The following is a 26,365-nucleotide window of genomic DNA, read 5'->3' on the forward strand; positions in this document are numbered from 1 at the left end:
CGGGAGTGCGTCATCCTAGGCGCGAACGACCCGCCTGACCAGCGGATTTCAAGGACGTATACGGGATTGTCAGTGGCGTGGTGTGCAATGGATCTCGTGCCCGCGCTCGAAGAACCGCTCAAGAACACGCTCGGCGCCGCCACCGCGAAGGTGATGGCCGAGCACCTCGGCCTGCACACCGTCGGCGATCTGCTGCACCACTATCCCCGCAGATACGAGGAGCGCGGCCAGCTCACCCACCTCGCCGACCTGCCGATGGACGAGCACGTCACGGTGGTCGCCCAGGTAGCCGACGCCCGCCTGCACAGCTTCGCCTCCGCCAAGGCCCCCCGGGGCAAGGGCCAGCGCCTCGAGGTCACCATCACCGACGGCAGCGGCCGCCTCCAGCTCGTCTTCTTCGGCAACGGCGTGCACAAGCCCCACAAGGACCTCCTCCCCGGCACCCGCGCCCTCTTCGCCGGCAAGGTCTCCGTCTTCAACCGCCGCCTCCAACTGGCCCACCCGGCCTACGAACTGCTGCGCGGCGACGACGTCACGGAGACCGTCGACACCTGGGCCGGCGCCCTCATCCCGATCTACCCGGCCACCGCCAAGCTGGAGTCCTGGAAGATCGCCAAGGCCGTCCAGACCGTCCTGCCGAGCGCCCGGGAGGCCGTGGACCCCCTCCCGGACTCCCTGCGCGAGGGCCGGGGCCTGGCCACCCTCCCCGAAGCCCTCCTGAAGATCCACCGCCCGCACACCAAGGCCGACATCGAGTCCGCCCGGGACCGCCTCAAATGGGACGAGGCCTTCGTCCTCCAGGTCGCCCTGGCCCGCCGCCGCCACGCCGACGCCCAGCTGCCCGCCGTCGCCCGCCGCCCCGCCCCCGACGGGCTTCTCACCGCGTTCGACGCCCGCCTCCCCTTCACCCTCACCGAGGGCCAGCAGAAGGTCTCCAAGGAGATCTTCGACGACCTGGCCACCGAACACCCGATGCACCGGCTGCTCCAGGGCGAAGTCGGATCAGGAAAGGCCCAACCCCTCGACTCGCTCGTGCTCACACCTGCCGGTTTCCGTCGAATGGGGGAGATGCGGGTCGGTGACGAAGTCGTCGTACCGGACGGGGAGATCGCGTTGATCGACGGCGTCTTCCCGCAAGGAGAGCGCGATGTGTGGCGCCTGGTGCTTTCCGACGGAAGTTCTGTGGAGTGCGACGACGAGCATCTCTGGATCGTCGAAACGAGTTGTGGGTGGCACCGGGGCCAAGCGCCGAGGGTCATGACGACACGGGAGATCCGTCTCGATACGTTCAAGGTGAACGGGTCCTCGAAGTGGTACATCCCGGCCGCAGCACCCGTCGACCTCGGAGGCGACTCGGGGCTGCCACTGGACCCTTATCTGTTCGGCCTTCTCCTCGGGGACGGCTCTTTCCGGCACAACCTGCGGCTGTCCACGATCGACGACGAGATCCGCGATGCCGTGGCCGCAGCCGTGGCGCCGGAATGCCGTCTCGTACCGGTGAAGGGCTCTCGCTGCGACTACACGATCCAGCTCTCCCAAGGAGTCCGCGGATTGCGCAACCCGGTGATCCAGACCCTGCGGGATCTGAACCTCTGGGGCGAGACGTCGCACGGCAAGTCCGTTCCCGACGAGTTCAAGAACACGTCGGTCAAGAACCGTCTCGCTCTGTTGCAAGGACTCCTGGACACCGATGGCACGGTCCATGCGGACGGCATGAGCGTGTCGCTCTGCACGGCCTCGCGCAGGCTTGCGGACGATGTCGCCTGGCTGGTGCGCTCGCTCGGCGGCCGTGCCCGCGTCCTGCCGCAGCAAGCGGCTTTCAACGTCTCGGTCGCGTTGCCCGACGAGTACCCGCCGTTCAGGCTGACCCGTAAGGCCGACCGTGTCCGGCCACGGCCGAAATACAACACCTTCCGGCGGGGAATCCGAGCCGTCGAGCATGTGGGGCGAAAGCCGGTCCAGTGCATCAGCGTGGCGCACCCGAGCCACGCATACGTCACCGACAACTTCACGGTCACGCACAACACGATGGTGGCCCTGCGCGCCATGCTCGCCGTCGTCGACGCGGGCGGGCAGGCGGCCATGCTCGCGCCCACCGAGGTGCTCGCCCAGCAGCACCACCGGTCGGTGACCGAGATGATGGGGGAGCTGGCCGAGGGCGGGATGCTGGGCGGCGCCGAGCACGCCACCAAGGTGGTCCTGCTCACCGGCTCGATGGGCGCCGCCGGCCGTCGGCAGGCACTGCTGGACCTGGTCACCGGCGAGGCGGGGATCGTCATCGGCACGCACGCGCTGATCGAGGACAAGGTCCAGTTCCACGACCTGGGCCTGGTCGTGGTGGACGAGCAGCACCGCTTCGGCGTCGAACAGCGCGACGCCCTGCGCGGCAAGGGCAAACAGCCGCCCCACCTCCTCGTCATGACGGCCACCCCCATCCCGCGCACGGTCGCCATGACCGTCTTCGGCGACCTGGAGACCTCGGTCCTGGACCAGCTCCCCGCCGGCCGCTCACCCATCGCCAGCCATGTCGTCCCGGCCGCCGACAAGCCCCACTTCCTCGCCCGCGCCTGGGAACGCGTCCGTGAGGAGGTGGCGAACGGCCACCAGGCGTACGTCGTCTGCCCGCGCATCGGCGACGACGTCGACGAACCAGGCGACCCGAAGAAGGCCGGGAAGTCCCCGGGGGACGAGGCCGAGAAACGCCCGCCCCTCGCCGTCCTCGACGTCGCCGACCAGCTCGCCGAGGGCCCCCTCCGGGGCCTGAAGGTCGAGGTCCTGCACGGCCGTATGCACCCCGACGACAAGGACGCGGTCATGCGCCGCTTCGCCGCCGGCGAGACGCAGGTCCTGGTCGCCACCACGGTCATCGAGGTCGGTGTGAACGTCCCGAACGCCACCGCCATGGTGATCATGGACGCCGACCGCTTCGGCGTCTCCCAGCTCCACCAGCTCCGTGGCCGGGTGGGCCGGGGTTCCGCCGCCGGCCTCTGCCTCCTGGTCACCGAGATGCCCGAGGCCAGCGCCGCCCGCCAGCGCCTGGGCGCCGTCGCCTCCACCCTCGACGGCTTCGAACTCTCCCGCATCGACCTCGAACAACGCCGCGAGGGCGATGTCCTCGGCCAGGCCCAGTCCGGCGCCCGCACCAGCCTCCGCATGCTGACCGTCATCGACGACGAGGAGATCATCACGGAGGCGAGGGAGGAAGCCGCGGCGGTGGTCGCGGCCGACCCGGACCTGGAGCACCTCCCGGCGCTGCGCACAGCCCTGGACGCCCTCCTGGACGAGGAGCGGGAGCAGTACCTGGACAAGGGCTGAGGCCCAGCGCCCCCGAAGGGGCGCGGGGAACCGCGCGAGAAGCCCCACGAGCCCGCGGCCGTCCACGACGCAACAGCCTCCCCGCCTTCGACTGCCAGACTGGACCCGTGACCACGTCCACGAACAAGGACCCAAGATGACCCGCGTGATCGCCGGCGCCGCCGGCGGACGGCGCCTCTCCGTACCGCCCGGCACAGGAACCCGGCCCACCTCCGACCGCGCACGCGAGGGCCTCTTCTCCACCTGGCAGTCCCTCCTCGGCGGCCCCCTGGACGGCGAACGGGTCCTGGACCTGTACGCCGGCTCCGGTGCCGTGGGCCTGGAGGCGCTCTCCAGAGGCGCGGCCCACACCCTGCTCGTGGAGGCCGACGCCCGCGCCGCGAAGACGGTCCGCGACAACGTCAGATCGCTCGGTCTCCCCGGCGCCGAGGTGAGATCGGGCAAAGCCGAGCAGATCATCCAGGGCCCGGCGCCGGACGAGCCGTACGACCTCGTCTTCCTGGACCCCCCGTACGCCGTCTCGGACGACGATCTTCGAGAGATCCTGCTCACACTCCGTACCGGGGGCTGGCTCGGCGACGAAGCCCTCGTCACCGTGGAGCGCAGCACCAGAGGCGGTGAATTCGCCTGGCCGACCGGTTTCGAAGCCATCAGGGCCCGTCGCTACGGCGAGGGAACGTTTTGGTACGGTCGCGCCGCCTCTACGTGCGAAGACGCACGATGACCGGACCGGAGAGCGAGGGATCCCAAGTGCGCCGTGCCGTCTGTCCCGGGTCGTTCGACCCCATCACCAACGGACACCTCGACATCATTGGCCGCGCCTCCAAGTTGTACGACGAGGTCTATGTCGCGGTGATGATCAACAAGTCCAAGAAGGGCCTCTTCGAGGTCGAGGAGCGGATCGAACTGATCCGCCAGGTCACCGCCGAGTACGCGAACGTACGGGTGGAGGCCTTCCACGGACTGCTCGTCGACTTCTGCAAGCAGCGCGACATCCCGGCCATCGTCAAGGGCCTGCGCGCGGTCAGCGACTTCGACTACGAACTGCAGATGGCCCAGATGAACATCGGCCTGTCGGGCGTGGAGACCCTCTTCGTCCCCACCAACCCCACCTACAGCTTCCTGTCGTCCTCCCTGGTCAAGGAAGTCGCGACCTGGGGCGGCGACGTCTCCCACCTGGTGCCCCCGCTGGTCCTCGAAGCACTGGCCGAGCGACTGAGGCGGGACTGAGCGGACGAACGTCCCCCGCTGGCCGTACAGTCGACCCGACCGTCTCCAACACAGCTGTAGAGAGTGGCGAGCACACGGTGGACCACACGGTGGACGTGCAGAAGAAGCTCGACGAGATCGTCTCGGTGGTCTCCGGCGCCCGGGCCATGCCCATGTCGGCCTCGTGCGTGGTCAACCGCGCCGAACTGCTCTCCCTGCTCGACGAACTGCGCGCGGCCCTGCCCGACTCCCTCGCCCAGGCACAGGAGCTGATCGGCGACCGTGACCACATGGTCGAGCGGGCCCGCCTGGAGGCCGAGCGGATCATCGAGAACGCGCACGCCGAGCGCGGCTCCCTGATCTCCGACACCGAGGTCGCCCGCCGTTCCCAGAACGAGGCCGACCGCATCCTCGGCGAGGCCCGCCGGGAGGCCGAGGAGGTCCGCGCCGAGGCCGACGACTACGTCGACTCCAAGCTCGCCAACTTCGAGGTCGTGCTCACCAAGACCCTCGGCTCCGTCGGCCGGGGCCGCGAGAAGCTCCTCGGCACCGGGCCCGGCGTCGACGAGCGGGGATACGAGAACCCCGAAGACGACGACGCCCCCGAGCGCAGCCACGACCCCGAGACCCTGCGCCGCGACGCCGACGCCTACGTGGACGCCAAGCTCGGCGCCTTCGAGGCCGTCCTCGCCAAGACCCTGGAGGCCGTCGGCCGCGGCCGGCAGAAGCTGCACGGCCGGATCGCCACCGACGACCTCGGCGCCCTCGCCCTGAACGACGACGGCACCTCCCCCCGCCCCACCAGCGACGCCGACTACCTGGCCGAGCTCGCCGCCCTCTCGGACACCCCCGCCCAGCACTCCCCGTCCGTGCCGGAGCAGCCGTCGTACGGGCAGCAGCAGGACTCCTACGCGGCGACGGCGTACCAGCAGGACCCGTACGGCTACCAGCAGCAGTACGCGCAGCCCCAGCAGTCCGCCGACCCCTACGGCTACCAGCAGGCCGACCCGTACGCGGCCGGCTACCCGCAGCAGCCCGCGTACGACCCGAACCAGGGGCACATGGACCCGCAGGGGCACCAGGACCAGGGGCACCAGGGGTACGCGCTGTCGCAGGGGAACCAGCTCGACGAGACCAGCCTCTTCGACACCACCATGATCACGGCGGAGCAGTTGCGCCGCTACGAGCAGGGCCGCTGAAGCGGATTGGGCCGATAGCGAAAGGTCCAGTATCCTGGCTCTTCGGTCGCGCGTGCGCTGATGCTGTCCGCAACAGACGCCCGCGATCGAGCGCTGCCCGGAACACCAGGGGTGGCGCCCTCCTCCGAGTTCCGAAGACCGAAAGCAGAAATGGCTCTGAACGCCCGCCTCGACCACCGCAACCCCCTCGTGTTCGACACGCACGAGCTGGGTCGGCGGCCCGGTGCGCAGCAGCGCCTGACGCGTTCGGTCGACGCTCCCAAGGACCTCGGGATCAAGGGGGTCGTCGGAGTGCCGGAAGGCGCCCCGGTGGAGCTCGAACTCCGTCTGGAGTCGGTCATGGAAGGGGTGCTCGTCACAGGCACCGCCCGTGCCGACGCCAAGGGGGAGTGCGTAAGGTGTCTGGAGCCGCTCGAGCTGGAGCTCGAAGCGGACTTCCAGGAGATGTTCTCGTACCCCGACGCCGATGAGCGGGGCCGCGTGATCGCGGAACCCGACAGCGACGCCGAGGACGACGAGGACAGGCTCTTCCTCGAGGACGGCCTGTTCGACCTCGAACCCGTGCTGCGTGATGCGGTGGTGCTCGCACTGCCGATGCAGCCGGTGTGCCAGGACGACTGCCCCGGCCTGTGCTCCGAATGCGGAGCCCGGCTCGCGGACGACCCGGACCACCACCACGACGCCGTCGACATCCGTTGGGCGGCACTGCAGGGACTCGCCGGTTCACTCGAAGACGGCGAGAAGGACGAGATGAGCGGCGCCGAATCCGGTGTCGACGAGAAGCAGGAGAAGTAGCCGTGGCTGTTCCGAAGCGGAAGATGTCGCGCAGCAACACGCGCCACCGCCGGTCGCAGTGGAAGGCTGCGGTCCCCACCCTGGTTGCGTGCGAGCGCTGCCACGAGCCCAAGCTGCAGCACATCGCGTGCCCGTCTTGCGGCACCTACAACAAGCGCCAGGTCCTCGAGGTCTGAGCGGCTGGTGAGAGGCACTGTGTCCAGCCCCAAGAAGGCGGATGACGCCAAGGCGGAGACCAACGCCAAGAAAAAGGCGGAGAACACAGCCTCGTCCCACACGCTTCTGGAAGGGCGGCTCGGCTATCAGCTCGAGTCCGCCCTTCTGGTGCGTGCGTTGACGCACCGTTCGTACGCGTACGAGAACGGCGGTCTGCCCACCAACGAGCGCCTGGAGTTCCTCGGGGACTCCGTACTCGGCCTCGTGGTGACGGACACGCTGTACCGCACCCACCCCGACCTGCCCGAAGGCCAACTGGCCAAGCTGCGGGCCGCGGTGGTCAACTCTCGTGCGCTGGCGGAGGTGGGCCGCGGGCTCGACCTCGGCTCCTTCATCCGGCTCGGCCGCGGTGAAGAGGGCACGGGCGGCCGGGACAAGGCGTCCATCCTCGCCGACACCCTCGAAGCGGTGATCGGCGCGGTCTATCTCGACCAGGGCCTCGACTCGGCGGCGGAGCTGGTGCACCGCCTGTTCGACCCGCTGATCGAGAAGTCCTCGAACCTCGGTGCCGGCCTGGACTGGAAGACCAGTCTCCAGGAGCTCACCGCGACCGAGGGGCTCGGTGTGCCCGAGTACCTGGTCACGGAGACCGGCCCCGACCACGAGAAGACCTTCACCGCTGCCGCCCGCGTCGGAGGCGTCTCGTACGGCACCGGCACCGGCCGCAGCAAGAAGGAAGCGGAGCAGCAGGCGGCCGAGTCCGCCTGGCGCGCGATCCGCGCCGCGGCGGACGAGCGGGCGAAGGCGGCGGCCGAGGCCGCGGCTCTGCCCGACGAGCCCGCGGACAGTCCTTCGGACGCGGCCCCGGCGTAACGGCACCGCCGGGTGCGGTGCGGTGCGGTGTGGTGTGGTGCCGTGTGTTGTGTTGTGTTGTGTTGTCGGGTGCGGGTGAGTAGGGCTTCTCGCGCAGTTCCCCGCGCCCCTGAAAGACCAGGCCCTGCGGGCCTGTGAAAAGCACGGGGCGCAGCCCCTGCTTTTCAGGGGCGCGGGGAACTGCGCGACCAGCCCTCACTGACCCGCACCCGACCCACGACCTCACCCACCTCCCACCCCCCCGCTCTCCCCGGAGGACCCCGTGCCAGAACTCCCCGAGGTCGAGGTCGTGCGGCGCGGCCTGGAGCGATGGGTGGCCCATCGGACCGTCGCCGATGTCGAGGTCCTCCACCCCCGGGCGATCCGTCGGCACCTGGCCGGTCCGGAGGACTTCGCGCACCGGCTCAAGGGCCATCGCATCGGTGAGCCCAGCCGCCGCGGGAAGTATCTGTGGCTGCCCGTGGAGGACACCGGCGTCGCCGTCCTCGCCCACCTCGGCATGAGCGGCCAACTGCTCGTGCAGCCGCACGACGCGGCCGACGAGAAGCACCTCAGGATCCGCGTCCGCTTCGCGGACGACCTCGCCACCGAACTGCGCTTCGTCGACCAACGCACCTTCGGCGGCCTGTCGTTGCACGACACCACCCCGGACGGTCTGCCGGACGTCATCGCGCACATCGCCCGCGACCCCCTCGACCCGGGGTTCGACGCGGAGGCCTTCCACCAGGCGCTGCGGCGGAAGCGTACGACGATCAAACGGGCCCTGCTCGACCAGTCGTTGATCAGTGGGGTCGGCAACATCTACGCGGACGAGGCGCTCTGGCGCGCGCGGATCCACTACGAGCGCCCCACGGCCGGTTTCACCCGCCCCCGCACCACCGAACTCCTCGGCCATGTACGGGACGTGATGAACGCGGCCCTCGCGGTGGGCGGCACGAGCTTCGACAGCCTCTACGTCAACGTCAACGGCGAGTCGGGGTACTTCGACCGCTCGCTGGACGCGTACGGCCGCGAAGGACTGCCCTGCCGCCGCTGTGCCACGCCCATGCGGCGGCGGCCGTGGATGAACCGGTCCAGCTACTTCTGCCCGACGTGTCAGCGGGCGCCGCGCGTCGCGTCGTAGCGCTCGCGGGACCGGAGCACCTCCTCCATGCGGTCCTCCACGAAGGTGATGAGGGACAGCAGGCGTTCGGAGATCTCGCGGCCGAGCGGCGTGAGGGTGTAGTCGACGCGCGGCGGGTTGGTGGGCTGCGCGTCGCGGTGGACGAGGCCGTCGCGCTCCAGGGCGTGCAGGGTCTGGGAGAGCATCTTCTCGCTGACCCCGTCGACGCGGCGGCGCAACTCGTTGAAGCGGAGCGAACTCTCGTACAACGCGCCCATCGTGAGCGCGCCCCAGCGGCCCGTGACGTGCTCCAGCGTGCCCCGTGAGGGACAGTTCCTGGCGAACACGTCGAAGGCGAGGTCGTCGAGGCCCGAGGCGTCCGTACCCGCGGCGGCCCGCGTGGACGTCACGCCGGTCTGCGCGGCTGATTCCATACCACTGAGGATACTCCGGCACAGCGCTGGCCAGAAGAACGCACTAACTGCCGGTTAGCGGTGGGTGGGGAGCCGGTGACGGGCCGGCCCAGGGGAGCTGGGCCGACCGGACCGGTCGGGCGGATGCGGTTGGGGCCTAGTAGCCGAAGTCCTGCGTCCACCACGGTCCGCCGTCGCCCAGGTGGACGCCGACTCCGAGGGTCTTGAAGTCGCAGTTCAAGATGTTCGCCCGGTGACCGGGGCTGTTCATCCAGGCCTCCATGACCGCCTCGGCGGTGGCCTGGCCGCGGGCGATGTTCTCGCCGCCGAGGCCGGTGATCCCGAGGGTGGCCGCACGGTCCCACGGGTCGGAACCGTCGGGGTCGGTGTGGTCGAAGAACCCGCGCAGGGCCATGTCCTCGCTGAACGCCTCGGCCAGTTTCGCCAGGTCGCTGTTGGCCGCCACCGGCTGGCAGCCCGCCTTGGCCCGCTCCTCGTTGACCAGCAGGAGGACCGCGGCCTCGGCCTGGGTCTCGGAGGAGAGCTCCGCCGGAGAAGTGGTGTCCTTCTCCTTGCCCTTCTCCTTCTCCTTGGTGGGCTTGTCGGACGGCGTCTTGGTCTTCTGGGAGCCCTTGTCCGTGTCCTCGGCGGGCTTCTTCTCCGACGGAGGCGTCGAGGGGGCCGGGGTGTTCGACGGAGAGGCCGCGCGCTCGGCGTCCCGGCTGGTGGACTCGTCCTCGCGCTGTTCCTGCGCGGCGCCGTCCGTACCGCCCTGCTGGGTGGCCGCACCCGTCGGCGAGCCGGCGGGCACCACCGTCTCGTTGGCGTTGCCACCGCTGATCGTGTACTGGTCGCCGCCCGGCAGCACCCCGGTGGCCACCGCGACGGTGCCGAGGGCGACGGCGGCGGAGACACCGAGGAGACCGGTCTTCACAGGAGTCACGGTCTTCTTCTTGCGGCGGCGCGAGCCACCGTTCCGCGAAGCCGCCTGGGCGTCGGCCTCCAGGAACGCGGCGAACCCGTACAGGTTCTCCGGACCGTAGTGCGGCTCCTCGGGAACGAAGCCCCTGTCAGTGACCCCGGCGGCGCGGCCCCCCCTGGCGGCGCGGCCGGCGGCGGAGCGTCGGTGGCGTCCCATGTCTTGGCCTTCCTCGTCCTTGCGGTGTCCTGCGGTCAACGTTGGGGAGTTCGTCAACGTTGTGATCGTCGTCTTCACGAATCTCACACGAAGGAGTGAGTTTCATATGAGATTCATTGGGTGGGGACGGTACAGCATGGCGCCTGGGGAGGGAGAGACCCGGGAGACATTGGCCCGTTAGCGTGCAGTCATGAGCGAGGATGTACGGCTGGTCGCCTGGGTGCGTGGACGGGTGCAAGGTGTGGGTTTCCGCTGGTTCACGCGGGCCAGGGCCCTGGAGATCGGGGGCCTGAGTGGTTTTGCTCTCAATTTGGCCGACGGGCGGGTCCAGGTGGTCGCCGAGGGGCCGCGCGAGGCGTGCGAGGGGCTCCTGGAGTGGCTTCAGGGTGACGACACGCCCGGGCGCGTGGTGGGTGTGACCGAGATCTGGGACACACCGCGCGGGGGGTACGAGGGCTTCGCCATTCGCTGATCCCGCCGAGGGGGCGAGTCGCGCGCGAGCGGAGGGGAGCGCCGCCGGCATATGCCAGGAGCATGCACAAACCAGAAATGTGCAGGTGATTGCCAAGACGGGTTTGTCATGGCAGGCTCCGAAGAGAGGATGATCCCCTCGCTCCGCCGGCCAGGAGAGGTCCCGGAACCGCCGCAGCGTCGCCCGTTCGGGGCCGCGCGGCAAAGGGGTGCCCGCCATTGCGGGGCGTGATCGTGTTGACCGTCAAACTTTTTGGTGAGACGCTAAAAGCAACCCCGCGCACCTTAGCTGTTTGGCATGAAGACGGCAGCAAAAACTCAACAGTGCCAAGCAATGCGGGTGCGATTCCCTCACGACCCACACCGCTTCGGTCGGTCACTCAGTGTGGAGGACCATCCATCATGGCAAAGGCGCTTCTCGGTTACGTCGGCGGCTCCGACCCGCGACTCCTCGCCGAGATGCGACGGCTCCAGCAGCGTGTCCAGGACCTGGAATCCGAGCTCGGACGCATCCAGGCGGAGAACGACGCGCTGACGGCTGCCGCTTCTCACGACTCGCTCATGGAGCTCGACGCACGCCAGGCGGAGCCTGCGCTCACCTGATCACTGCATCGCACCACGACAGACAGCAGTGGTTGGGCTGCCCGTATCAACCGCTAAGTTGTCAGATCTGCAAGGGACGCCTTCTCTAGAGGCGTCCCTTCTTTCTGTCCCGAGTCCCCGGCTCGGCCCTTGGCTCTGGTGGCTCTGGCTCCCCGCCTCGGCCCCTCGATCGGCCCCCCCGACCCACCTCACCCTCTTTAACGTCTGATGTGCCCTGCACGTTCATGGGCGAAACCGCGCGTTCATGGAGTGAGACAAGGCCGGAAGGTAGAGTCCAGCGCCGTGCACCTCAAGGCCCTGACCCTCCGCGGGTTCAAATCGTTCGCCTCGGCGACCACGCTCCGGTTCGAACCGGGCATCACGTGCGTCGTCGGGCCCAACGGTTCGGGCAAGTCCAACGTCGTGGACGCGCTCAGCTGGGTCATGGGCGAACAGGGCGCCAAGTCGCTGCGCGGCGGCAAGATGGAGGACGTCATCTTCGCCGGCACCACCGGGCGCCCGCCGCTCGGTCGCGCGGAGGTGTCGCTGACCATCGACAACTCCGACGGGGCCCTCCCCATCGAGTACTCCGAGGTCACGATCACGCGGATCATGTTCCGCAACGGCGGCAGCGAGTACCAGATCAACGGCGACACCTGCCGACTCCTCGACATCCAGGACCTGCTCTCCGACTCCGGCATCGGCCGTGAGATGCACGTCATCGTCGGCCAGGGACAGCTGGACTCCGTCCTGCACGCCGACCCCATGGGCCGCCGCGCCTTCATCGAGGAGGCCGCCGGCGTCCTCAAGCACCGCAAGCGCAAGGAGAAGGCGCTCCGGAAACTGGACGCCATGCAGGCCAACCTGGCCCGCGTCCAGGACCTCACCGACGAACTCCGCCGCCAGCTCAAGCCGCTGGGCCGCCAGGCCGCCGTCGCACGCCGGGCCGCCGTCATCCAGGCCGACCTGCGCGACGCCCGCCTTCGCCTGCTCGCCGACGATCTCGTACGCCTCCACGCCGCGCTCCGTACGGAGGTCGCCGACGAGGCCGCGCTGAAGCAGCGCAAGGAGGCCGCCGAGACCGAGCTGAAGAAGGCGCTCCAGCGGGAGGCCCATCTGGAGGGCGAGGTGCGCCGGTTGGCCCCGCGCCTCCAGCGCGCCCAGGAGACCTGGTACGAACTGTCGCAGCTCGCCGAACGGGTGCGCGGCACGATCTCCCTGGCAGACGCCCGGGTCAAGAGCGCCACCTCCGCGCCCGCCGAGGAGCGGCGCGGCCGCGACCCGGAGGACATGGAGCGCGAGGCCGCCCGCGTCCGTGAACAGGAGGCCGAACTCGAAGCGGCCCTGGAGGCCGCCGAGCGCGCCCTGGAGGACACCGTCGAGCACCGCGCCGACCTGGAGCGGCAACTCGTGGTCGAGGAGCGCCGGCTGAAGGACGTCGCCCGCACCATCGCCGACCGCCGCGAGAGCCTCGCCCGGCTGAACGGCCAGGTCAACGCCGCCCGCTCCCGCGCGGCCTCCGCACAGTCCGAGATCGACCGCCTCGCCGCCGCCCGCGACGAAGCGCGCGAACGTGCCGCCGCCGCCCAGGAGGAGTACGAGGCGCTCAAGGCCGAGGTCGACACCCTCGACGCCGGCGACTCCGACCTGGCCGAACAACACGACGCCGCGAAGCGCGCCCTGGCCGAGGCCGAGACCGCCCTCGCCGCCGCCCGCGAGGCCACGACCACGGCCGAACGCCGCCGCGCCGCCACCCAGGCCCGCCACGAGGCCCTCGCTCTCGGCCTGCGCCGCAAGGACGGCACGGGTGCGCTGCTCGCCGCGAAGGACCGGCTGGGCGGACTGCTGGGGCCTGCCGCCGAACTGCTGACGATCACGCCGGGCTACGAGATCGCTCTCGCGGCGGCCTTCGGCGCGGCGGCCGACGCGATCGCGGTGACCTCACCCTCCGCGGCGGCGGAGGCCATCCGCCTGCTGCGCAAGCAGGACGCGGGGCGCGCGGCGCTGCTGCTGGCAGGAGCACCGGACGACGTGGCGCCGTCCTCAGGGACAGCGGCTCAAAGGGGCCCGGGGAACTGCGCGGCCAGCTACGACGGGCCCGCGGACGAAAGACGACCTCTCCCGGCATCCCCTCCCGCGCACTTCGCCGCAGACCTGATCCGGACCCCCTCCGACCTCACCGCCGCCGTACGCCGGCTCCTGCACCGCATCGTCGTCGTGGACACCCTCGAAGACGCCGAGGAGCTGGTCTACGCCCGTCCCGACCTCACCGCCGTGACCGCCGAGGGCGACCTGCTCGGGGCCCACTTCGCGCACGGCGGCTCGGCCGGGGCACCGAGCCTGCTGGAGGTGCAGGCCGCCGTCGACGAGGCGGCGGCCGAGCTGGAGCAGCTCGCCGTACGGTGCGAGGAGCTGGCCGAGGCCCAGCAGCACGCGGTCGAGGTGCGCCGGGAGCGGGCCGGGATCGTGGAGGAACTGGGGGAGCGGCGCCGGGCCGGCGAGCGGGAGAGGTCGGCGGTCGCGCAACAGCTCGGGCGGTTGGCCGGTCAGGCACGGGGCGCCGCCGGCGAGGCGGAGCGGTCCACGGCAGCCGCCGCACGTGCCCAGGAGTCGCTAGACAAGGCCGTGGAGGACGCCGAGGAGCTGGCCGAACGGCTCGCGGTGGCCGAGGAGATGCCCGTCGAGGAGGAGCCGGACACCTTCGTACGGGACCGGCTCGCGGCGGACGGGGCCAACGCGCGGCAGACCGAGATGGAGGCCCGACTCCAGGTGCGGACGCACGAGGAGCGGGTCAAGGGGCTCGCGGGGCGCGCGGACTCCCTCGACCGGGCCGCGCGCGCCGAGCGCGAGGCGCGGGCGCGGGCCGAACAGCGCAGGGCGCGGCTGCGGCACGAGGCGGCCGTGGCCGAGGCCGTCGCCTCCGGCGCCCGGCAGCTGCTCCGCCACGTCGAGGTCTCCCTGACCCGCGCGGAGCGCGAACGCACCGCCGCCGACGCGGCCAAGGCCCGCCGTGAGCAGGAGCTCGCGCAGGCCCGCAACGAGGGCAGGGACCTCAAGGCGGAGCTGGACAAGCTGACCGACTCCGTCCACCGGGGCGAGGTGCTCGGCGCCGAGAAGCGGATGCGGATAGAGCAGCTGGAGACCAAGGCGCTGGAGGAGCTGGGTGTCGAGCCGGAGGGGCTGATCGCGGAGTACGGGCCCGACCAGCTCGTACCGCCGTCGCCGCCTGCGGAGGGGGAGGAGCTGCCGGAGGATCCGGAGCATCCCCGCAACCAGCCGAAGACGTTCCACCGCGCCGAGCAGGAGAAGCGGCTGAAGGCGGCCGAACGGGCCTACCAGCAGCTCGGCAAGGTCAATCCGTTGGCGTTGGAGGAGTTCGCGGCGCTGGAGGAGCGGCACAAGTTCCTCAGCGAGCAGCTGGAGGACCTGAAGAAGACCCGGGCCGATCTGCTGCAGGTGGTGAAGGAGGTCGACGAGCGGGTCGAGCAGGTCTTCACCGAGGCGTACTGGGACACCGCACGGGAGTTCGAGGGCGTGTTCAGCCGGCTCTTCCCCGGCGGCGAGGGACGGCTGATCCTGACCGACCCGGACAACATGCTGACCACCGGTGTCGACGTCGAGGCCCGGCCGCCGGGCAAGAAGGTCAAGCGGCTGTCGCTGCTCTCCGGCGGGGAGCGGTCGCTGACCGCCGTCGCCATGCTCGTGTCGATCTTCAAGGCGCGGCCCAGCCCGTTCTATGTGATGGACGAGGTCGAGGCGGCGCTCGACGACACCAACCTCCAGCGGCTGATCCGGATCATGCAGGAGCTGCAGGAGGCCTCGCAGCTGATCGTGATCACCCACCAGAAGCGGACCATGGAGGTCGCCGACGCGCTGTACGGCGTGTCCATGCAAGGCGACGGCGTCTCGAAGGTGATCAGCCAGCGGCTGCGTTAGGCGGTTCCGAGCGGGGGTAGGCGCGGCTGGTCCAGCAGCATCAGGCCCGTTCCCCCGACATCGGCGACGTGCCCGCCGAGGAGTACAGACGTGACCAGCACAGCGCAGCCCAAGGCAGGAGCTCGCGGCGCTCAGCCCGACCATCTCTCGCACGTGATCTTCATCGCGGCGGCGGCCGCGATGGGAGGCTTCCTCTTCGGCTACGACAGCGCCGTGATCAACGGCGCTGTCGAAGCCATCCGCCACCGCTACGACATCGGCTCCACGGCCCTGGCACAAGTCATCGCCGTCGCGCTGATCGGCTGTGCCGTGGGCGCGGCCACGGCGGGCCGGATAGCCGACCGCATCGGCCGTATCCGGTGCATGCAGATCGCGGCCGCCCTGTTCACGGTCAGCGCCGTCGGCTCCGCGCTTCCCTTCGCGCTGTACGACCTGGCCTTCTGGCGGATCGTCGGCGGCTTCGCGATCGGTATGGCGTCCGTCATCGGCCCCGCCTACATCGCCGAGGTCGCGCCGCCCGCCTACCGGGGCCGGCTGGGCTCGTTCCAGCAGGCCGCGATCGTCGTCGGCATCGCCGTCTCCCAGCTGGTCAACTGGGGCATCCTGAACGCCGCCGACGGCGACCAGCGCGGTGAGCTGCTCGGCCTGGAGGCCTGGCAGATCATGCTCGGTGTCATGGTCGTCCCGGCCGTGCTCTACGGCCTGCTCACCTTCGCGATCCCCGAGTCGCCGCGCTTCCTGATCTCCGTCGGCAAGCACGAGCGCGCCCGTGAGGTGCTCACCGAGGTCGAGGGCGGGGACGTCGATCTCGACGCGCGGGTCGCCGAGATCGAGTCGGCCATGAACAGCGAGCACAGGTCCACCTTCAAGGACCTGCTCGGCGGCAGCTTCCTCTTCAAGCCGATCGTCTGGATCGGCATCGGCCTGTCGGTCTTCCAGCAGTTCGTCGGCATCAACGTCGCCTTCTACTACTCCGCGACGCTGTGGCAGTCCGTGGGCGTCGACCCCAGCGAGTCGTTCTTCTACTCCTTCACGACCTCGATCATCAACATCGTCGGCACCGTCATCGCGATGATCTTCGTCGACCGGATCGGCCGCAAGCCGCTCGCCCTCATCGGCTCCGTCGGCATGGTCCTCGGCCTCGCCCTGGAGGCATGGGCCTTCTCCTACGACCTCGTCGACGGCAAGCTCCCCGCCACCCAGGGCTGGGTCGCCCTGATCGCCGCCCATGTCTTCGTCCTCTTCTTCGCCCTCTCCTGGGGTGTCGTCGTCTGGGTCATGCTCGGCGAGATGTTCCCGAACAGGATCCGCGCCGCCGCCCTGGGCGTGGCCGCGTCCGCCCAGTGGATCGCCAACTGGGCCATCACGGCGAGCTTCCCGTCCCTGGCTGACTGGAACCTCTCCATGACGTACGTGATCTACACGGCCTTCGCCGCGCTCTCCATCCCCTTCGTCCTGAAGTTCGTCAAGGAGACCAAGGGCAAGGCGCTGGAGGAGATGGGCTAGCCCCACCCTTCGTACCCCTCCGCCGCCCCGGCCCGACCACCGAGCGGGCCGGGACGGCGGCTCTCCGGGGACGTGCCACGGTCAGCCGGCGAGGCGCGGCAGCACCCGCTCGGCGAACAGGCACAGTCCCCGCCACCCCTCCTCGACCGGCATCCCGCCGACCAGCGGGTGCAGGACGTAGCTGTCCAGGCCCAGCGCCACGCACTCGTCCGGCGTGACGATCCGGTACACGCCCTCCGTGCGCAGCTCCGCCACCGTCGCCGCGCCCGACCGCACCGCCGACCGGATGCCGGCCGACTGCCAGGAGGCGTACGTCCGCGCCTCGTGCAGGAAGTGCCCGCCGTACTCGGCCCACGCCCGGTCCGGGTCCTCCGCCACGTGCAGCAGGGGTGTCTCGGCGGCCGGCATCATCGTCCAGCCGACGGTGCCGTACTCCACGAGCCGCTCCTTGTAGTAGGCCTCCAGCTCAGGCAGGTGCGCGCTCGGGAAGAAGGGGAGCCCCAGGCGTGCCGCCCGGCGAGCCGCCGCCTTCGAGGAACCGCCGACCAGCAGCAGCGGGTGCGGCTCGGTGCCCGGGCGCGGGGTGACGCGGACCGTGCGCCCCCGATAGGTGAACGGCTCGCCCGTCCACGCCCGGAGCAGCGTCTCCAGCACCTCGTCCTGGAGCTTGCCCCGCCCCTTCCAGTCCACGTCGAACTGCGCGTACTCCTCCGGCCGGTACCCGATCCCGGCGACGGTCACCAGACGCCCGCCGCTCACCAGATCCAGTACGGCGATGTCCTCCGCCAGCCGCAGCGGGTCGTGCAGCGGCCCGATCGCCGCCGACACGGTGACCGCGATCCGCCGGGTGGCTCCGAACACCGCGCCCGCGAAGACGAACGGCGACGGCAGCCAGTTGTTCTCGACCCCGTGGTGCTCCTCCGTCTGCACGGTGCTGATGCCCTGCTCGTCGGCGTACGCGGCCATCTCGACGGCGGCCCGGTAGCGGGTCCGGAGCGAGGCGGGCGTGGCGCCGGGCTCGACCAGGTTGAGACGGACGACCGTGACGGGCATGGGACCCCCTTCGCGCGGCTGTGAAGGGTGGACGTTAGCTGACGGCTCGTCAGGTGACCAGGGGTGTGGAAGGCCCGTGTTCCCCGTACGGCGATCGAACGCCTCGGGTGGCGGTCCCGCATACTGGTCCCGTTATGGAACTCATCCTTGCTGTAGTCATCGCCGTGGTCGTGCTCGGCGTGCTGGGCGGGCTCGTCGTAGGCAGCCGCAGGAAGAAGCCGCTGCCCCCGGCTCCCCCCACGACACCCGACATCACCGCCCCTCCGGCCGAGCCGCATGTCGGCGACGAGGCCGAGACGCCGCGCGACGAACCGCGCCGGACGATCGAGGAGGTGGACCTCCCGGACGGTTCGGCGTCGGCGCCCGTGGCCGTCGAGGAACCGCCCGCCCCCGAGATCGAGATCCCCGAGCCGACCGCCGGCCGTCTGGTACGGCTGCGCGCCCGGCTCTCCCGCTCACAGAACGCGCTCGGCAAGGGGCTGCTCACGCTGCTCTCGCGCGAGCACCTCGACGACGACACCTGGGAGGAGATCGAGGACACCCTCCTCACCGCCGACGTCGGCGTCCAGCCCACCCAGGAACTGGTCGAGCGACTGCGTGAGCGCGTGAAGGTCCTCGGCACCCGCACCCCGGCGGAGCTGCGCACACTGCTGCGCGAGGAACTGCTGAAGATCCTCGTCCCCGAGTTCGACCGGGCGGTCAACACCGACTCGCCGCTCGACACCCCGGGCATCGTGATGGTCGTCGGCGTCAACGGCACCGGCAAGACCACCACCACCGGCAAGCTCGCGCGTGTCCTCGTCGCCGACGGCAAGAACGTCGTCCTCGGCGCCGCCGACACCTTCCGCGCCGCCGCCGCCGACCAGCTCCAGACCTGGGGCGAGCGCGTCGGTGCCCGTACCGTGCGCGGCCCCGAGGGCGGCGACCCGGCGTCCATCGCCTTCGACGCCGTCAAGGTGGGCATCGAGGAGGGCGCCGACGTCGTCCTCATCGACACCGCCGGCCGGTTGCACACCAAGACCGGCCTGATGGACGAGCTCGGCAAGGTCAAGCGCGTCGTCGAGAAGCACGCGCCGCTGGACGAGATCCTGCTCGTCCTCGACGCCACCACCGGCCAGAACGGTCTCGTCCAGGCGCGGGTCTTCGCCGAGGTCGTCGACATCACCGGCATCGTCCTCACCAAGCTGGACGGCACCGCCAAGGGCGGCATCGTCGTCGCCGTGCAGCGTGAGCTGGGTGTGCCCGTCAAGCTCGTCGGCCTGGGAGAGGGAGCGGACGATCTGGCGCCGTTCGAGCCGGAGGCGTTCGTGGATGCCCTTATCGGCGAGTGACAGGCAGTGGCCACCTGCGGGAACCCGTAGCCGGCACGGAAGAAGCGCCCGCCCCCAAGGTGCAGTTGGGGACGGGCGCTTCGCTGTGTACGGACAGGGGGCGGGCGGCCGGGTCAGGCCCGGGAGCGGTGGGCCACGTAGGCCAGGGTGCCCAGCAGCAGCCGCGCGGCCGGTGGCCTGGTCGCCGAGTCGAGCGCGGGGGAGCGGAGCCAGCGGACCGGGCCGAGGCCGCCGCGGTCGGACGGCGGGGCGGTGACATGGGCGCCGGGACCGAGGCCGCGCAGGTCCAGGGCGGAGGGGTCGTCCCAGCCCATGCGGTAGAGCAGGGAGGGCAGCTCGGCCGCGGCGCCGGGGGCGACGAAGAAGTGGGCGCGGCCCTCGGGGGTCGCGATCACGGGGCCGAGGGGGAGACCCATGCGCTCCAGGCGGACCAACGCGTGCCGCCCGGCCGACTCGGCGACCTCGATCACGTCGAACGAGCGGCCCACCGGCAGCATCACGGAGGCGCCGGGGAACTCGGCCCAGGCCTCGGTCACCTCGTCGAGCGTCGCTCCGGCGCGGATGGGAGGCGCGAAGCCGAGGGGGTGTGCGCCGGGCGCGGAGCAGGTCGTCCTGCCGCACGAGCACGCGCCCGCAGCTGTCCGCGCGCCGGGGACGACGTCCCATCCCCAGAGGCCGGTGAACTCGGCCACCGCCGTGCACTCCGAGGAACGGCCGCGTCGACGCGTGCCGGATCGCATCTCCCGGATGCCGCCGATCGTGAAGCCCATGCCCCCTCCAACGGGTCCAGCGCGCGAGTGGTTACGCCGCGGAGTCGGAATGCGACGCTCTGCTTCCGCATGGGCGGCGCACTGCGGCACCCCGGGTGGCGCGGTCGCCGACGCGCGCCCCTGAATGCATCGCTACGCCCACTCCCGGCCGTCTTGTGTCAAGTGAATCGCGGACGGGCCACCGTTAGTTCATTCGAAGGGGTGGCGAATGGTGGCGTTTCTGGAATCGCCGTGGCCGGACGCGTGATCGTAGGATTACTTTGAGTGCACGGGGTCTGGGGACGTACACGCTCGTGGGTATGCCGGAGGCAAGTCGTCTTTCCGTTCGATGGGTGACGGAGGTCGGACGTACGGCGTGGTAACCGGCATTCTGGTAGGGCTTGGCGCACACAGCGCACAAGTGGGTTCAGGGATGGGGGCGTTCCAGTGGGCGGCAACGGCGGAAGCGGCACGAACGCTGAGAAACGCCCGAACGAACTGCTCGGTTCGTGGTTCGTCCGCAGCGGGTGGTCCAAGGGCGAGCTCGCCCGGCAGGTGAACCGCCGGGCCCGTCAGCTCGGCGCCAACCACATCTCCACCGACACCTCGCGCGTACGCCGGTGGCTCGACGGGGAGAACCCGCGCGAGCCGATCCCGCGGATCCTGTCCGAGCTGTTCTCCGAGCGGTTCGGCTGTGTCGTCGCGGTGGAGGACCTGGGACTGCGCGCGGCGCACCAGTCCCCGTCCGTGTCCGGCGTCGACCTGCCCTGGACGGGCCCGCAGACCGTGGCGCTGATCAGCGAGTTCTCGCGCAGCGACCTGATGCTGGCGCGGCGCGGCTTCCTCGGGAGCTCGCTCGCCCTCTCCGCGGGCCCGGCCCTCATCGAGCCCATGCAGCGCTGGCTCGTCCCCTCGCCGCCCGCCCCGCGCACGGAGCCCGAGCCGCCGCTCGCCGCCCGCCGCGCCGGCCGGCTCTCCCAGCCGGAGCTGGACCTCCTCGAGTCCACGACGGTGATGTTCCGGCAGTGGGACGCCCAGTGCGGCGGCGGTCTGCGCCGCAAGGCGGTCGTGGGCCAGCTGCACGAGGTGACCGACCTCCTCCAGGAGCCGCAGCCCGAGGCCACCACCCGGCGACTGTTCAAGGTCGCCGCCGAACTGGCCGAGCTGGCCGGCTGGATGAGCTACGACATCGGCCTCCAGCCCACCGCCCAGAAGTACTTCGTCCTCGCCCTGCACGCGGCGAAGGAGGCAGGCGACAAGCCCCTCGGCTCGTACGTCCTGTCCAGCATGAGCCGGCAGATGATCCACCTCGGTCGGCCCGACGACGCGCTCGAACTGATCCATCTCGCCCAGTACGGCAGCCGTGACTGCGCGAGCCCGCGCACCCAGTCGATGCTGTATGCGATGGAGGCCCGTGCCTACGCCAACATGGGCCAGCCGGGGAAGTGCAAACGGGCGGTCCGGATGGCCGAGGACGTCTTCGCGGACGCGGAGGAGTGGGACGACCCGGACCCCGACTGGATCCGCTTCTTCAACGAGGCCGAACTGCACGGCGAGAACAGCCACTCCTACCGCGACCTCGCCTATGTCGCCGGCCGCAGCCCCACCTACGCCTCCCTCGCCGAGCCCGTGATGCGCCGGGCCGTCGACCTCTTCGCCACGGACACCGAGCACCAGCGGTCGTACGCGCTGAACCTGATCGGCATGGCCACCGTGCACCTGCTCCAGCGTGAGCCCGAGCAGGGCGCCACCATGGCCAAGGAGGCCATGGACGTCGCGCGCAAGGTCCGCTCCGAGCGCGTCAACACCCGCATTCGCAAGACCGTCGACACGGCCGTACGGGATTTCGGCGGCCTCGCCGAGGTCGTCGACCTCACGGACCAGCTCGCCGTCCACCTCCCCGAGACCGCCGAAGCGGTCTGACCAGGCCCGTACAACGCCAGGGCCCCTTCCACGCCGGCCGCGGCCTGCCATCCCGACTGCCCGACTCGGCTCCCCCATGCCAGGTCATCGGATGGTCTGCCGCGGTCGGTCCGTTCCGGGATGTCCCACCGGAAGCCCCGCGGAAGTTCCACCGGAAGTTCCATCGGATACGAAACCGTTATCCGCCGAGGGGCCCGCAGAGCCTGGGCCCCACACGGGATGAATCCGCCGCGATTCACGTTTCACCTGTCCGTAACGTGATGGGTGCCTTCGTCACGTCCGGGAAACATTTCCAATCTCCCTGTGAAACGGTGCTGCGTCAGTCTCCTGAGCACAGTCGGCCCTCCCCGATAGCTCCCCCACAGCTTCCGCATCCGCACGGGCCGTTCCGACCACGAGGAGATACCGGCATTGAACGGCACAGATACCGGATTCGTATTGATCAGTGCGGCGCTCGTCATGGTGATGACGCCGGGCCTGGCGCTCTTCTACGGCGGCATGGTCCGTGCCAAGAGCGTGCTGAACATGCTCATGATGTCCTTCATCTCGCTGGGCATCGTCAGCATCCTGTGGGTGCTGTTCGGGTACTCGCTCGCTTTCAGCGGTGACGTCGGCCACGTCATCGGCAACCTCGACGCCATCGGCCTCAAGGGCATCGACATCACGAGCACGGCCGACAGCTTCGTCACCAACGCCAAGGGCGAGCCGCACAAGATCGCCGCGTTCTCGTTCATCCTCTTCCAGATGTTGTTCGCGGTGATCACCCCGGCCCTGATGAGCGGCGCGCTCGCCGACCGCGTCAAGTTCAGCGCCTGGATGATCTTCGTTGCCCTATGGGTCACCCTCGCGTACTTCCCGGTCGCGCACTGGGTCTGGGCGCCGGGCGGCTGGCTCTTCGACATGGGTGTCATCGACTTCGCCGGTGGTACCGCGGTCCACATCAACGCCGGTATCGGCGCGCTCGCCGCGGTCCTCGTCGTAGGCAAGCGAGTCGGCTTCAAGAAGGACCCGATGCGGCCGCACAGCCTGCCGCTGGTCCTGATCGGTACCGCCCTGCTGTGGTTCGGCTGGTTCGGCTTCAACGCCGGTTCCTGGCTCGGTGTCGACGGCACCACCGCCCGCATGGCCATCAACACGCAGATCGCGACCGCCGCGGCCATCATCGGCTGGCTGATCTACGAGCGTATCCGCCACGGTGCGTTCACCACCCTCGGTGCCTGCTCCGGCGCCGTCGCGGGCCTTGTCGCGATCACCCCGTCCGGCGGTCACGTCAACGCCTTCGGCGCCATCCTGATCGGTGTCGTCGCCGGTGCCCTCTGCTCCTGGGCCGTCAGCCTCAAGTACAAGCTGGGCTACGACGACTCCCTCGACGTCGTCGGCGTCCACCTGGTCGGCGGTGTCATCGGCACCCTGATGGTCGGCTTCCTCGCCACCGAAGCGGGCGGCTGGGACCAGTTCGGCAAGCAGGCCACCGGTGCCTTCTCCGTCATCGGCTACACCTTCGTGGTGACCTGGATCATCGCCTTCGCCATCCAGAAGACGATCGGCTTCCGGGCGTCCGAGGAGGACGAGATCACCGGTGTCGACCAGGCCCTGCACGCCGAGACCGCGTACGACTTCAGCTCGGCAGCCGGTTCGCACATCTCCGCCAGCACCACGAGCAGCATCGCTGCCGCCACCGAGAGCAAGAAGGTCGAGGCATGAAGCTGATCACCGCCGTCGTCAAGCCCCACCGGCTCGACGAGATCAAGGAAGCCCTGCAGGCCTTCGGGGTGCACGGACTTACGGTGACCGAGGCCAGTGGGTACGGTCGGCAGCGGGGACACACCGAGGTGTACCGCGGCGCCGAGTACACGGTCGACCTGGTTCCCAAGATCCGGATCGAGGTCCTGGCCGAGGACGACGACGCCGAGCAGCTGATCGACGTCATCGTCAAGGCCGCCCGCACCGGCAAGATCGGTGACGGCAAGGTCTGGTCCCTCCCGGTCGAGACGGCCGTACGGGTCCGGACCGGCGAGCGCGGCCCGGACGCGCTCTGACCGAAGAGAAGAACAGGAGTCGCTGGGTGACGAGTACGGACGTACGTACGGATGCAGAGGACTCGGGACCCAGCGGCTATGCGGCGGCCCGGCTGCGCCTCCTCCAGGAGGGGGCGCGGTCCGGGCCGCCGCGCCGTTCGGCCCTGGCCGAACTGACCGACGACTGGCTGGCCGGCCTCTTCGGAGCGGGAGCCACCGAGCCGCGCGGGGTCTCCCTCGTGGCCGTCGGGGGATACGGGCGCGGCGAGCTCTCGCCCCGCAGCGACCTCGACCTGCTGCTCCTGCACGACGGGTCCGACGAGGAGGCGGTGGCCGCGCTGGCCGACCGCATCTGGTACCCCGTCTGGGACCTGGGGCTGGCCCTCGACCACTCCGTGCGCACCCCCGCCGAGGCCCGCAAGACGGCCGGCGAGGACCTCAAGGTGCAGCTCGGGCTGCTGGACGCCCGCCACATCGCCGGTGATCTGGGCCTGACCGCCGGGCTGCGGACCTCCGTCCTCGCCGACTGGCGCAACCAGGCGCCCAGACGCCTGCCGGAGCTCCAGGAACTGTGCGCCGAGCGGGCCGAGCGGCAGGGGGAGCTGCAGTACCTGCTGGAACCCGACCTCAAGGAGGCGCGCGGCGGGTTGCGTGACGCCACCGCCCTGCGCGCCGTCGCCGCCTCCTGGCTCGCGGACGCCCCGCGCGAGGGGCTCGCCGACGCCCGGCGCCGCCTGCTCGACGTCCGGGACGCGCTCCATCTCTCCACCGGGCGCGCGACCGACCGGCTCGCGCTCCAGGAACAGGACCAGGTCGCCGCCGAGCTGGGGCTGCTGGACGCCGACACGCTGCTGCGGCAGGTGTACGAGGCGGCGCGGGTCATCTCGTACGCCAGCGATGTCACCTGGCGTGAAGTGGGGCGCGTGCTGCGTTCGCGCGCCGTGCGGCCCCGGCTGCGCGCCATGCTCGGCGGGGGCAAGCCGGCGCCGGAGCGGTCGCCGCTCGCCGAGGGCGTGGTCGAGCAGGACGGCGAGGTCGTGCTCGCGCGCGCCGCCCGGCCCGAGCGGGACCCCGTGCTGCCCCTGCGCGCCGCCGCCGCTGCAGCCCAGGCCGGACTGCCGCTGTCCCTGCACGCCGTACGCCGGCTCGCGGCCACCGCCCGGCCGCTCTCGACGCCCTGGCCGGCGGAGGCACGCGAGCAGCTCGTCACCCTGCTGGGTTCCGGGCGCCCGACCGTCGACGTCTGGGAGGCGCTGGAGGCCGAAGGGCTCATCACCCATCTGCTGCCCGACTGGGAGCGCGTGCGCTGCCGGCCGCAGCGCAACGCCGTGCACATCTGGACCGTCGACCGGCACCTCATCGAGACCGCGGTCCAGGCCTCGGAGATGACCCGCCGGGTGCACCGGCCCGACCTGCTGCTCGTCGCCGCGCTGCTGCACGACATCGGCAAGGGCTGGCCCGGCGACCACTCCGTGGCCGGCGAGATCATCGTCAAGGACGTGGCCGCCAGGATCGGCTTCGACCGCGACGACGTGGCGGTGCTCTCCACCCTCGTACGGCATCATCTGCTGCTCGTCGACACCGCCACCCGGCGTGATCTGGAGGACCCGGCAACCGTCCGCTCGGTGGCCGACGCCGTCGGATCGCCGGGCACGCTCGAACTGCTGCACGCGCTGACCGAGGCGGACGCGCTGGCCACCGGACCCGCCGCCTGGTCGTCGTGGCGGGCCTCCCTCGTCTCCGAACTCGTCCAGCGGGTCGACGCGCTGTTCGCTGGGGACGAGCCGGAGGAGCCGGAGCCCGGCGAGACCAGCGCCGAGCAGGAGCGGCTCGCCATCGAGGCGTTCCGCACGGGCGGGCCGGTGCTGTCGCTGCGCGCGCAGACGGAGGCCGCGGCCGAGGAGAAGGATGAGAAGGCGGACCCCGAGCCGCTCGGGGTCGAACTGCTCATCGCCGTGCCCGACCAGGCGGGCGTGCTGCCCGCGGTCGCCGGCGTGCTCGCCATGCACCGGCTCACCGTGCGCACGGCCGAACTGCGCAGCTTCGACCTCCCGGACGGCGTCGAGGGCTCGGTCCTGCTGCTGAACTGGCGGGTCGCCGCCGAGTACGGCTCGCTGCCCCAGGCGGCCCGGCTCCGCGCCGACCTCGTCCGGGCGCTCGACGGTTCCCTGGACATCACCGGGCGGCTCGCCGAGCGGGACGCGGCCTACCCCCGGCGGCGGGGCGTGGTCGCGCCGCCGCCGCGCGTCACGGTGGCCCCGGCGGCCTCCCGGCACGCCACGGTCATCGAGGTCCGTGCCCAGGACGCGCCCGGGCTCCTGCACCGCATCGGACGGGCCCTGGAGGACGCGCACGTGCGGGTGCGCAGCGCGCATGTCAGCACGCTGGGCGCCAACGCCGTGGACGCGTTCTACGTCACCGGACCGAAGGGGGCTCCGCTGCCGGGCGACGAGGCGGCGTCCGTGGCGCGCAAGCTGGAGGAGACCCTGCGCGGCTGATCACGTCGGGTACGGGACCGCCCGGTTCCGTACCCGACGCGGCCGGGCTCCGTCACCGTTGTCCACAGGGGTGGAGACCCGACCACACCCAGACAGAT

Annotated in this window: 21 protein-coding genes; 17 read left to right on the top strand and 4 right to left on the bottom strand. The window is 70.7% G+C overall.

Features of this window, described 5'->3' with window-relative positions:
* Window positions 1–87: 87 nt before the first annotated feature.
* From GWK25_RS08440 to mutM, 8 genes are all read left to right on the top strand, one after another.
* Entirely contained in the window at window positions 88–3,315 is a 3,228-nt protein-coding gene (locus tag GWK25_RS08440) for a helicase-related protein (protein WP_215449182.1), read from the top strand.
* A gap of 91 nt (window positions 3,316–3,406) precedes the next feature.
* On the top strand, window positions 3,407–4,039 hold the full coding sequence (rsmD, locus tag GWK25_RS08445; RefSeq protein ID WP_286014602.1) for a 16S rRNA (guanine(966)-N(2))-methyltransferase RsmD: 633 nt from the start codon (window positions 3,407–3,409) through the stop codon (window positions 4,037–4,039).
* Between the two features lie 26 nt (window positions 4,040–4,065).
* Window positions 4,066–4,545, top strand: a complete 480-nt coding sequence (coaD, locus tag GWK25_RS08450) for a pantetheine-phosphate adenylyltransferase (RefSeq protein ID WP_215457269.1) — start codon at window positions 4,066–4,068, stop codon at window positions 4,543–4,545.
* Window positions 4,546–4,634: 89 nt separating this feature from the next.
* Window positions 4,635–5,723 (top strand): cell division initiation protein, encoded by a 1,089-nt coding sequence (locus GWK25_RS08455; RefSeq protein WP_215457270.1) that lies wholly within the window; start codon window positions 4,635–4,637, stop codon window positions 5,721–5,723.
* 150 nt (window positions 5,724–5,873) lie between these two features.
* Window positions 5,874–6,518, top strand: coding sequence for a DUF177 domain-containing protein (locus GWK25_RS08460; RefSeq protein WP_184899806.1), 645 nt, complete (start codon window positions 5,874–5,876; stop codon window positions 6,516–6,518).
* Between the two features lie 2 nt (window positions 6,519–6,520).
* On the top strand, window positions 6,521–6,694 hold the full coding sequence (gene rpmF, locus GWK25_RS08465; RefSeq protein WP_007493396.1) for a 50S ribosomal protein L32: 174 nt from the start codon (window positions 6,521–6,523) through the stop codon (window positions 6,692–6,694).
* Between the two features lie 7 nt (window positions 6,695–6,701).
* The gene (rnc, locus tag GWK25_RS08470) at window positions 6,702–7,547 is read left to right on the top strand and encodes a ribonuclease III (protein WP_215449184.1); all 846 of its coding nucleotides are present in this window, start codon (window positions 6,702–6,704) and stop codon (window positions 7,545–7,547) included.
* A 262-nt stretch (window positions 7,548–7,809) separates the two neighbouring features.
* Window positions 7,810–8,670: a bifunctional DNA-formamidopyrimidine glycosylase/DNA-(apurinic or apyrimidinic site) lyase gene (gene mutM / locus GWK25_RS08475; RefSeq protein ID WP_215449185.1), complete on the top strand. Its 861-nt coding sequence runs from the start codon at window positions 7,810–7,812 to the stop codon at window positions 8,668–8,670.
* Here the strand turns inward: mutM and GWK25_RS08480 are convergent.
* On the bottom strand, window positions 8,643–9,083 hold the full coding sequence (locus GWK25_RS08480) for a helix-turn-helix domain-containing protein (RefSeq protein WP_215449186.1): 441 nt from the start codon (window positions 9,081–9,083) through the stop codon (window positions 8,643–8,645). The two genes, mutM and GWK25_RS08480, sit on opposite strands and share 28 nt — an antisense overlap.
* Window positions 9,084–9,219: 136 nt before the next feature.
* Window positions 9,220–10,200: a CAP domain-containing protein gene (locus GWK25_RS08485; RefSeq protein ID WP_215449187.1), complete on the bottom strand. Its 981-nt coding sequence runs from the start codon at window positions 10,198–10,200 to the stop codon at window positions 9,220–9,222.
* A gap of 190 nt (window positions 10,201–10,390) precedes the next feature.
* Between GWK25_RS08485 and GWK25_RS08490 the strand changes: the two genes are divergently transcribed.
* The 4 genes from GWK25_RS08490 to GWK25_RS08505 all read left to right on the top strand — a co-directional run bounded on the left by GWK25_RS08490 (window position 10,391) and on the right by GWK25_RS08505 (window position 16,695).
* On the top strand, window positions 10,391–10,672 hold the full coding sequence (locus tag GWK25_RS08490; RefSeq protein ID WP_184899816.1) for an acylphosphatase: 282 nt from the start codon (window positions 10,391–10,393) through the stop codon (window positions 10,670–10,672).
* Window positions 10,673–11,073: 401 nt separating this feature from the next.
* A complete protein-coding gene (locus GWK25_RS08495) occupies window positions 11,074–11,274 on the top strand; it encodes a hypothetical protein (protein ID WP_005479841.1) in 201 nt (66 codons plus the stop codon).
* A 282-nt stretch (window positions 11,275–11,556) separates the two neighbouring features.
* A complete protein-coding gene (smc, locus tag GWK25_RS08500; protein WP_215449188.1) occupies window positions 11,557–15,189 on the top strand; it encodes a chromosome segregation protein SMC in 3,633 nt (1,210 codons plus the stop codon).
* Window positions 15,190–15,279: 90 nt separating this feature from the next.
* A complete protein-coding gene (locus GWK25_RS08505) occupies window positions 15,280–16,695 on the top strand; it encodes a sugar porter family MFS transporter (protein WP_215449189.1) in 1,416 nt (471 codons plus the stop codon).
* A gap of 81 nt (window positions 16,696–16,776) precedes the next feature.
* Here the strand turns inward: GWK25_RS08505 and GWK25_RS08510 are convergent, their stop codons facing one another.
* On the bottom strand, window positions 16,777–17,748 hold the full coding sequence (locus GWK25_RS08510) for an LLM class flavin-dependent oxidoreductase (RefSeq protein WP_215449190.1): 972 nt from the start codon (window positions 17,746–17,748) through the stop codon (window positions 16,777–16,779).
* Window positions 17,749–17,882: 134 nt separating this feature from the next.
* Here GWK25_RS08510 and ftsY point away from each other — a divergent pair, with 134 nt between their 5' ends.
* Window positions 17,883–19,079, top strand: coding sequence for a signal recognition particle-docking protein FtsY (gene ftsY / locus GWK25_RS08515; protein ID WP_215449191.1), 1,197 nt, complete (start codon window positions 17,883–17,885; stop codon window positions 19,077–19,079).
* A 113-nt stretch (window positions 19,080–19,192) separates the two neighbouring features.
* On the opposite strand, the gene GWK25_RS08520 is transcribed toward ftsY, so the two are convergent.
* On the bottom strand, window positions 19,193–19,849 hold the full coding sequence (locus GWK25_RS08520) for a bifunctional DNA primase/polymerase (protein ID WP_215449192.1): 657 nt from the start codon (window positions 19,847–19,849) through the stop codon (window positions 19,193–19,195).
* Between the two features lie 426 nt (window positions 19,850–20,275).
* On the opposite strand from GWK25_RS08520, the gene GWK25_RS08525 reads away from it, so the two are divergent.
* From GWK25_RS08525 to GWK25_RS08540, 4 genes are all read left to right on the top strand, one after another.
* Window positions 20,276–21,751, top strand: a complete 1,476-nt coding sequence (locus GWK25_RS08525) for a hypothetical protein (protein ID WP_215449193.1) — start codon at window positions 20,276–20,278, stop codon at window positions 21,749–21,751.
* Between the two features lie 411 nt (window positions 21,752–22,162).
* Complete coding sequence (locus GWK25_RS08530; protein WP_215449194.1) at window positions 22,163–23,455, top strand: ammonium transporter; 1,293 nt, start codon at window positions 22,163–22,165, stop codon at window positions 23,453–23,455.
* Window positions 23,452–23,790: a P-II family nitrogen regulator gene (locus tag GWK25_RS08535; protein ID WP_003997576.1), complete on the top strand. Its 339-nt coding sequence runs from the start codon at window positions 23,452–23,454 to the stop codon at window positions 23,788–23,790. The genes GWK25_RS08530 and GWK25_RS08535 overlap by 4 nt, the downstream gene beginning before the upstream one ends.
* A gap of 26 nt (window positions 23,791–23,816) precedes the next feature.
* Window positions 23,817–26,267, top strand: coding sequence for a [protein-PII] uridylyltransferase (locus tag GWK25_RS08540; protein WP_215449195.1), 2,451 nt, complete (start codon window positions 23,817–23,819; stop codon window positions 26,265–26,267).
* The last annotated feature ends 98 nt before the right edge of the window (window positions 26,268–26,365 follow it).

Source organism: Streptomyces sp. ATCC 21386 (assembly GCF_018728545.1).
GTDB lineage: Bacteria > Actinomycetota > Actinomycetes > Streptomycetales > Streptomycetaceae > Streptomyces.

Excerpts from the sequence above, each read along its gene's own strand:
- GWK25_RS08440 (WP_215449182.1), top strand. The coding sequence starts at position 88 with ATGGATCTCGTGCCCGCGCTCGAAGAACCGCTCAAGAACACGCTCGGC.
- GWK25_RS08460 (WP_184899806.1), top strand. The coding sequence starts at position 5,874 with ATGGCTCTGAACGCCCGCCTCGACCACCGCAACCCCCTCGTGTTCGAC.
- GWK25_RS08480 (WP_215449186.1), bottom strand. The coding sequence starts at position 9,083 with ATGGAATCAGCCGCGCAGACCGGCGTGACGTCCACGCGGGCCGCCGCG.
- GWK25_RS08485 (WP_215449187.1), bottom strand. The coding sequence starts at position 10,200 with ATGGGACGCCACCGACGCTCCGCCGCCGGCCGCGCCGCCAGGGGGGGC.
- GWK25_RS08490 (WP_184899816.1), top strand. The coding sequence starts at position 10,391 with ATGAGCGAGGATGTACGGCTGGTCGCCTGGGTGCGTGGACGGGTGCAA.
- GWK25_RS08495 (WP_005479841.1), top strand. The coding sequence starts at position 11,074 with ATGGCAAAGGCGCTTCTCGGTTACGTCGGCGGCTCCGACCCGCGACTC.
- GWK25_RS08510 (WP_215449190.1), bottom strand. The coding sequence starts at position 17,748 with ATGCCCGTCACGGTCGTCCGTCTCAACCTGGTCGAGCCCGGCGCCACG.
- ftsY (WP_215449191.1), top strand. The coding sequence starts at position 17,883 with ATGGAACTCATCCTTGCTGTAGTCATCGCCGTGGTCGTGCTCGGCGTG.
- GWK25_RS08520 (WP_215449192.1), bottom strand. The coding sequence starts at position 19,849 with ATGGGCTTCACGATCGGCGGCATCCGGGAGATGCGATCCGGCACGCGT.
- GWK25_RS08535 (WP_003997576.1), top strand. The coding sequence starts at position 23,452 with ATGAAGCTGATCACCGCCGTCGTCAAGCCCCACCGGCTCGACGAGATC.